The sequence below is a fragment of the Isoptericola sp. NPDC055881 genome, assembly GCF_053615895.1.
The window spans coordinates 1-5,620 of sequence record NZ_JBSHCR010000126.1; the positions used below are offsets into that span (position 1 = coordinate 1).

The 5,620-nt window shown below is 73.6% G+C and carries 7 protein-coding genes; 3 read left to right on the forward strand and 4 right to left on the reverse strand.

Going from position 1 to position 5,620, the window contains the following annotated elements; translation table 11 throughout:
• The 3 genes from ACWGKI_RS20445 to ACWGKI_RS20455 all read right to left on the reverse strand — a co-directional run.
• Positions 1-1,029, reverse strand: a 1,029-nt coding sequence (locus ACWGKI_RS20445) for an alpha/beta fold hydrolase (protein WP_452189483.1), incomplete at its 3' end; no start/stop codon positions are given.
• A gap of 46 nt (positions 1,030-1,075) precedes the next feature.
• Positions 1,076-1,861, reverse strand: coding sequence for an alpha/beta hydrolase (locus ACWGKI_RS20450; RefSeq protein ID WP_452189485.1), 786 nt, complete (start codon positions 1,859-1,861; stop codon positions 1,076-1,078).
• Between the two features lie 96 nt (positions 1,862-1,957).
• Positions 1,958-2,257, reverse strand: a complete 300-nt coding sequence (locus ACWGKI_RS20455; protein ID WP_452189487.1) for a hypothetical protein — start codon at positions 2,255-2,257, stop codon at positions 1,958-1,960.
• Positions 2,258-2,366: 109 nt separating this feature from the next.
• Here ACWGKI_RS20455 and ACWGKI_RS20460 point away from each other — a divergent pair, with 109 nt between their 5' ends.
• Entirely contained in the window at positions 2,367-3,332 is a 966-nt protein-coding gene (locus ACWGKI_RS20460) for an FKBP-type peptidyl-prolyl cis-trans isomerase (RefSeq protein ID WP_452189489.1), read from the forward strand.
• Between the two features lie 126 nt (positions 3,333-3,458).
• Positions 3,459-3,989 carry a phosphoribosyltransferase gene (locus tag ACWGKI_RS20465; RefSeq protein WP_380245608.1) on the forward strand — a complete coding sequence of 177 codons (531 nt, stop codon included), beginning with the start codon at positions 3,459-3,461 and terminating at the stop codon, positions 3,987-3,989.
• Between the two features lie 4 nt (positions 3,990-3,993).
• Here the strand turns inward: ACWGKI_RS20465 and ACWGKI_RS20470 are convergent, their stop codons facing one another.
• Complete coding sequence (locus tag ACWGKI_RS20470; RefSeq protein ID WP_452189491.1) at positions 3,994-4,920, reverse strand: alpha/beta fold hydrolase; 927 nt, start codon at positions 4,918-4,920, stop codon at positions 3,994-3,996.
• 68 nt (positions 4,921-4,988) lie between these two features.
• Between ACWGKI_RS20470 and ACWGKI_RS20475 the strand changes: the two genes are divergently transcribed.
• Positions 4,989-5,549, forward strand: coding sequence for a TetR/AcrR family transcriptional regulator (locus ACWGKI_RS20475; protein ID WP_452189493.1), 561 nt, complete (start codon positions 4,989-4,991; stop codon positions 5,547-5,549).
• Positions 5,550-5,620 lie beyond the last annotated feature (71 nt).

The window sequence follows — 5,620 nt, forward strand, 5'->3', positions numbered from 1 at the left end:
GGCACCGCCTGGTCCACAGGCGTGGAGAAATCGAAGAAGTGCACCACGGACGGCAAGGCATGGACCTTCGCCTTCAAGAACACCCAGGGAGATCTGACCTCCTGGTCGTTCTTCGGCGCGAAGGGCATATCGGACGAGGTCCCCGACGCGACGATACGGAAAATCGCGGCAACGGTACGGACCTACGAGGCTCCGTCCACCTGATGACCGCAGTTGCCAGCGCGGGCGGCTCGTGCGCTCCGACACGCGCCGGTGCAGCAGGGCGAGGGCGGCCGCCACCGTGGCGGGGTCCTCGACCGGGCTCATGTGCCCGGTGGCGGGCACCACCGTGAGCGCGCCGTCGCGGGCCGCGTGCACCATGTGCTCCGCCTCCACGAGCGGGGTCACCTGGTCCTCCGCACCGACGACCACCGCGACCGGGCCGTCGAAGCTGCGCAGCACGTCCGTCCGGTCCGGGCGGGCCGCCATCGCTCGCTGCGCCCACGCGACGCCGGACGGCGACTGGGACCGGATCCACGCCTCCAGCTGCGGGTACAGGTGGCGGCGCTGCTGCGTGCTGGTCGAACCCAGCAGGGTGCCCGGCATGCTGAGGACCGGGTCGAGGGTCTGGTCCGCGGTGACGGCGGCCGCGATCCGCAGGCGGTTGGCGCGGGCGGCCTCGAGGTCGGCGGTCGACTTGGTGTCGACGAGCCCGAGCCCGACGACGAACCCGGGGTGCCGCTCGGCCAGGGCGAGCGCCACATAGCCGCCCATCGAGAGGCCGACGACGACGGCGTTGCCCTCCCCCTGCTCGCGCATCGTGCGGTACACCGCGTCGGCGACGTCCTCGAGCCGCGGCGCCATCCCGCCGAGGTCGGAGTGACCCTGGCCGGGCAGGTCCACGCCGATGGCGCGCACCCCCTCCGGCAGGGCCCCGGCCGCCGCCGCCCACATGCGATGGTCGAGCGGGAACCCGTGCAGCAGCAGGATCGGCGTCCCCGCCCCCTCATGGAGCACAGAGGTCGCCAGGGGCCCAGGGCTGGTGGTCATCGTCGACTCCTCGTCTTCGCCGGATCGGTCGTCGCGGGTGTTCGGCTCAGCTCGGCACGGACGTGGCCTGCTCCACGGTGCCGTCGTAGTGCGTGGGCAGCGGGGCATGACCGGGCAGCACGTGCCCCACGATCTCGTCGAGCACCCGGCGCACCGCCGGCTCCCCCACCCACAGGTGCTTCGCGCCGTCGACGCCGATCACCTCGGCCTGCGGCACGCGCGCGAACCGGTGCCGAGCCTCGTCGGGGCGCAGGTAGTCGTCGTGCTCGGGGACCAGGACCACCAGCGGGCGGCCGAAGTCGGCCCAGCGGTCGAGGTCCTCGTCGGTGGCGCGGTGCAGCGGCGGGGACAGGAGGATCGCCCCCTCGACGCTCGGGTCGGCGCCGTGCTTGAGGACGAGCTCGGTGCCGAACGACCAGCCGACGAGCCACGGGCGCGGCAGCTCGCGGAACTCGGCGAGCTCGATCGCCGCGGCGACGTCGAACCGTTCGGCGTCCCCGCCGTCGAACGCACCCTCCGAGGTGCCGCGGGGCGACGAGGTTCCGCGCGTGTTGAACCGCAGCACCGCGAGGTCGGCGAGGGCCGGCAGACGCCAGGCCGCCTTGCGGTACACGTGCGAGTCCATGTACCCGCCGTGCGTGGGCAGGGGGTGGAACGTCAGGAGGGTCGCGACCGGGTCGCGGTCGGCCGGCCTGGCCAGCTCGCCGACGAGGGTGAGCCCGTCCGCGGTGTGCAGCTCGACGTCCTCGCGCCGTGCGGGGAGCATCGTGAGCGAGCGGATCTGGTGGCCCGTGGCCTCGTCGGCGGGGGCAGCGGCGGAGATGTCGTTCATCACGGCCCAGCGTAGTTCCGCCCGGCGGTCCTGGCCGGTCCGCGTGCCGCTCTCCCTAGGGAGCCTTGGCTCAGCGCAGTAGATCAGCGCAGCGGCTCAGCGCAGCCGGTCCCTGCGCTCCCAGCAGGACGAGTGCCAGTGCCGACGGTCGTCCAGGCCCGCGGCCTCTCCCCCGACGACGTCCCGCTGCCACGCGACCACGTGCGGCGTGCCCGGCGGGATCTCCTGCCGGCACGCGGGGCAGCGGTACGCCTTGTCCCCGCCGCGCAGCCGCCGCACCGTCCACTCGCCGTCCGCGGCGCTCCCCCGCCGCACCCCGCCCAGGGCACGGTCGAGGTCGAGCGGCGGGGGCGACGCGCCCCAGGGGCGCTTGCGGGAGGGACGGCTGGACGGCATGGCACCCATTGTCGCGCGGAGCGGTCGTTCGTCGGCCGAAGCCTGGACGGCGCGGTCAGGTGGGGCCGTTACAGTGTCCCGGTTCGACCCGCCGACCGAAGGACACTCCGTGAAGCTCCGCACGTCCGCCGCCGCAGCCGCGCTGGCGCTGGCCACGGCCTTGACCCTGACCGCCTGCGCCGACGACTCCGGCGACGGCGCCACGCCGTCCGCGTCCGCGTCGTCGTCCCCGGCCACCGAGGCGCCGAAGCCGACCAAGGAGGACGTCGCCGCGCTCGACGCCGTCAAGGTGACGGGCGACGCCGGCAAGGAGCCCCAGGTGAGCTTCAAGTCGCCGCTCGAGGTCTCCGTGCCGACGTCCCGCGTCGTCGACGAGGGCGACGGTGCCGAGCTCTCCGAGGGCATGCAGGTCACGATCGACTTCGTGAACTACCTCGGTGCCGACGGCACGAGCCAGACCTCGACCTGGAAGACGAAGCAGCCCGCGAGCTTCGTGCTGGGCGACACGAACTACGGCGTCCTCACCGAGCCGCTCACCGGCCAGAAGGTCGGGTCGCGCGTGCTGGTCGCCTTCCCGTCGCAGGACCAGCAGGGCAAGGCCGTCACCGTCGTCAACCTCGTCGAGGTGACCGACGCGACGAAGATCCCGACGCGCGCCGAGGGCGAGGCCGTCAAGCCGGCCGCAGGCCTGCCCACCGTGACGCTCGACGACTCCGGCAAGCCGTCCGTGAAGATCCCCGCCGGCTACAAGGCGCCGAAGGACCTCGTCGCCCAGACCCTCATCAAGGGCGACGGCGCCAAGGTCAAGAACACGCAGTCCGTCACGGCGCACTACACGGGCTGGACGCTCGACGGCAAGCAGTTCGACTCGTCCTGGGACCGCGGCGCCCCGGCGTCGTTCTCCCTCCAGCAGGTCATCAAGGGCTGGACCGAGGGCCTCACCGGGCAGACCGTCGGCAGCCAGGTGCTGCTGGTGATCCCTGCGGACCAGGCGTACGGCGCCGAGAAGAGCGCGGACAACGAGCTGGCCGGGCAGACGCTGGTCTTCGTCGTGGACATCCTCGCCGCGGAGTGACCGTCGCGCGCCGTGCGTGATGTCTCGCACGCCACCACGGCGCCCGCCCAGGTCCGCGCAGTGCGCACGTCACGACGGCGGGTCCCCGGTCACGGGGGCCCGCCGTCGCGCGTACCCTCGGGTGCCATGACCGCACAGTCCCCCGAGCCCTCCGTCGACGCCGCGCCGTCGCCCGAGCGCGAGGTGCTGACCTGGACCCTGCTCCCCGTCGCGATCCGCGAGCTGGCCGAGCGAGTCGTCGCGAGCGGGTTCCGGCCCGACGTCGTCGTCGCTGTGGCACGCGGCGGGCTGGTGCCCGGCGGCGCGATGGCGTACGCGCTCGGCACGAAGGGGGTGGGCACGCTGAACGTCGAGTTCTACACCGACATCGGCAAGACCCTCGAGGACCCGCGCGTGCTGCCCCCGCTCATGGACACCTCCGAGCTGCCCGGATCCCGGGTCCTCGTGGTGGACGACGTGGCGGACTCGGGCCGCACCCTCGCGCTGGTCATGGAGCTGCTGGCCAAGCAGGGGGCCGACGCGCGGTCCGCGGTTCTGTACACCAAGCCGCGCACGATCATCCAGCCGGACTACTCGTGGCGGGACACGGACCTGTGGATCACGTTCCCCTGGTCGGCCGACCCGCCCATCACCGGCGCGCACTCGGCCGACGTCTGAGCCCTCACGCGGCCCGGACGAACAGGGCCCGCGCCCGCTCGACGACGACGTCGGGGCGCTCGTCCACGAGGAAGTGCGACATGCCGGGGAGCACCTCGACGGTGAGGTCGGACGCGTGCGCCTCGTACCCGCCGAGCAGGGCGGGGTCGCTGAGGATGTCGTTCTCGCCGAGCAGCGCGGCGGTCGGCGTGGTCAGGTAGCGGTCGCGGTACGCCCCGCGCAGCACGGACCACAGCTCGCGCCGCACGAAGTCGCGACAGAGCGCCGATCCTGCGCGCGCCCGCGCCGGCTGCCGCAGGGGTGCGACGTACGTCTCGACGTCGGCCTCGGTCATGACGGCCCGGTCGTCGCCGTACTCCCGCAGCAGGTGGCGCGGCAGCCGCTGTCGTCCCCGCGACAGGGCCGGCGGCCCGCTCAGCCGTGAGGCGATCACCACCTGGAACCACGTGTGCCGCAGCATGAGCAGCAGCCTCGGGTCGAACCGCAGCCACAGGTGGGGCACACCCATGCTCAGCAGCGACACCGCGCGGTCGGGGTGCTCGAGGCCGAGGTGGAAGCCGACGAGCGCGCCCCAGTCGTGCGCGACGACGTGCGCCCGGTCGATGCCCAGCGCGTCGAGCAGGCCGACGACGTCGGCCAGCAGCCGGTCGTGCGTGTAACCGTCCGGCGGCGCGTCGGTCCAGCCGCAACCGCGCAGGTCGGGGCACACGACGTGGTGGTCGGCGGCGAGCGGGCCGATCACCCCTCGCCACTCCCACCAGTGCTCCGGGAACCCGTGGAGCAGCAGCACCGGGTCACCGGAACCCTGCTCGACGACGTGCATCGAGAGCCCGTCGACGTCGACCCATCGGTGGGTGACCCCGGCCAGCTCGGGCATCGTCGCCGCGGGCGGTGTCGAGGCGGGCCGCCCTCCGCTCACCGCATCGTTCATACCGCCGACGGTACTACGTTCGTAGTGTCGTGTCACTACATCCGTAGTGCTCGGGTTAGGGTGCCGTCGTGACCATCACCGCCCCGTCCCGGCGCCGGGCCCTCGACGCCGCCGTCGACCTGCTCGGCACGGAGGGGTTGCGCGCCCTGACCCACGGGAGGGTCGACGAGCGCGCTGGGCTGCCCCGCGGGTCGACGTCGAACTACTTCCGCACCCGAGCCGCCCTGCTGGCCGGCGTCGCCGAGGAGCTCGCCGCACGCGACCTCGCCGCGCTGTCGGCCGCGCCCGAGCCGCGGACACCGGGCGAGCTGGTGGACCTGCTCCGCGCGAGCTTCTCGCAGGCGACCGGCCCCGACCGCGCTGCCACGACCGCTCGCCTCGTCCTCTTCCTCGAGGCGAGCCACGACGCCGACCTCCGCGCGCGCGCCTCCCGGGGTCGCGAGGCGCTCCTGGACTGGGGCGAGCGCGTCGCGGAGCGCCTCGGCGCGCCAGCACCTCGCGCCGCGATCCTCGCCCTCGCCGCCGCCTACGAAGGGCTGCTGCTCCACGCCGTCGCGCGCCACGACACGACGGATCCTGGCGCGATCCTCACGCTGGTCGCCGAGGCCGCCCTCGCGGCGCCCGAGTAGCCCCGCACCCCGCCCGGCCGAACGCCGAACAGGCGGTTGCGCACGTTCTGAGGTCTCAGAAGGTGCGCAAC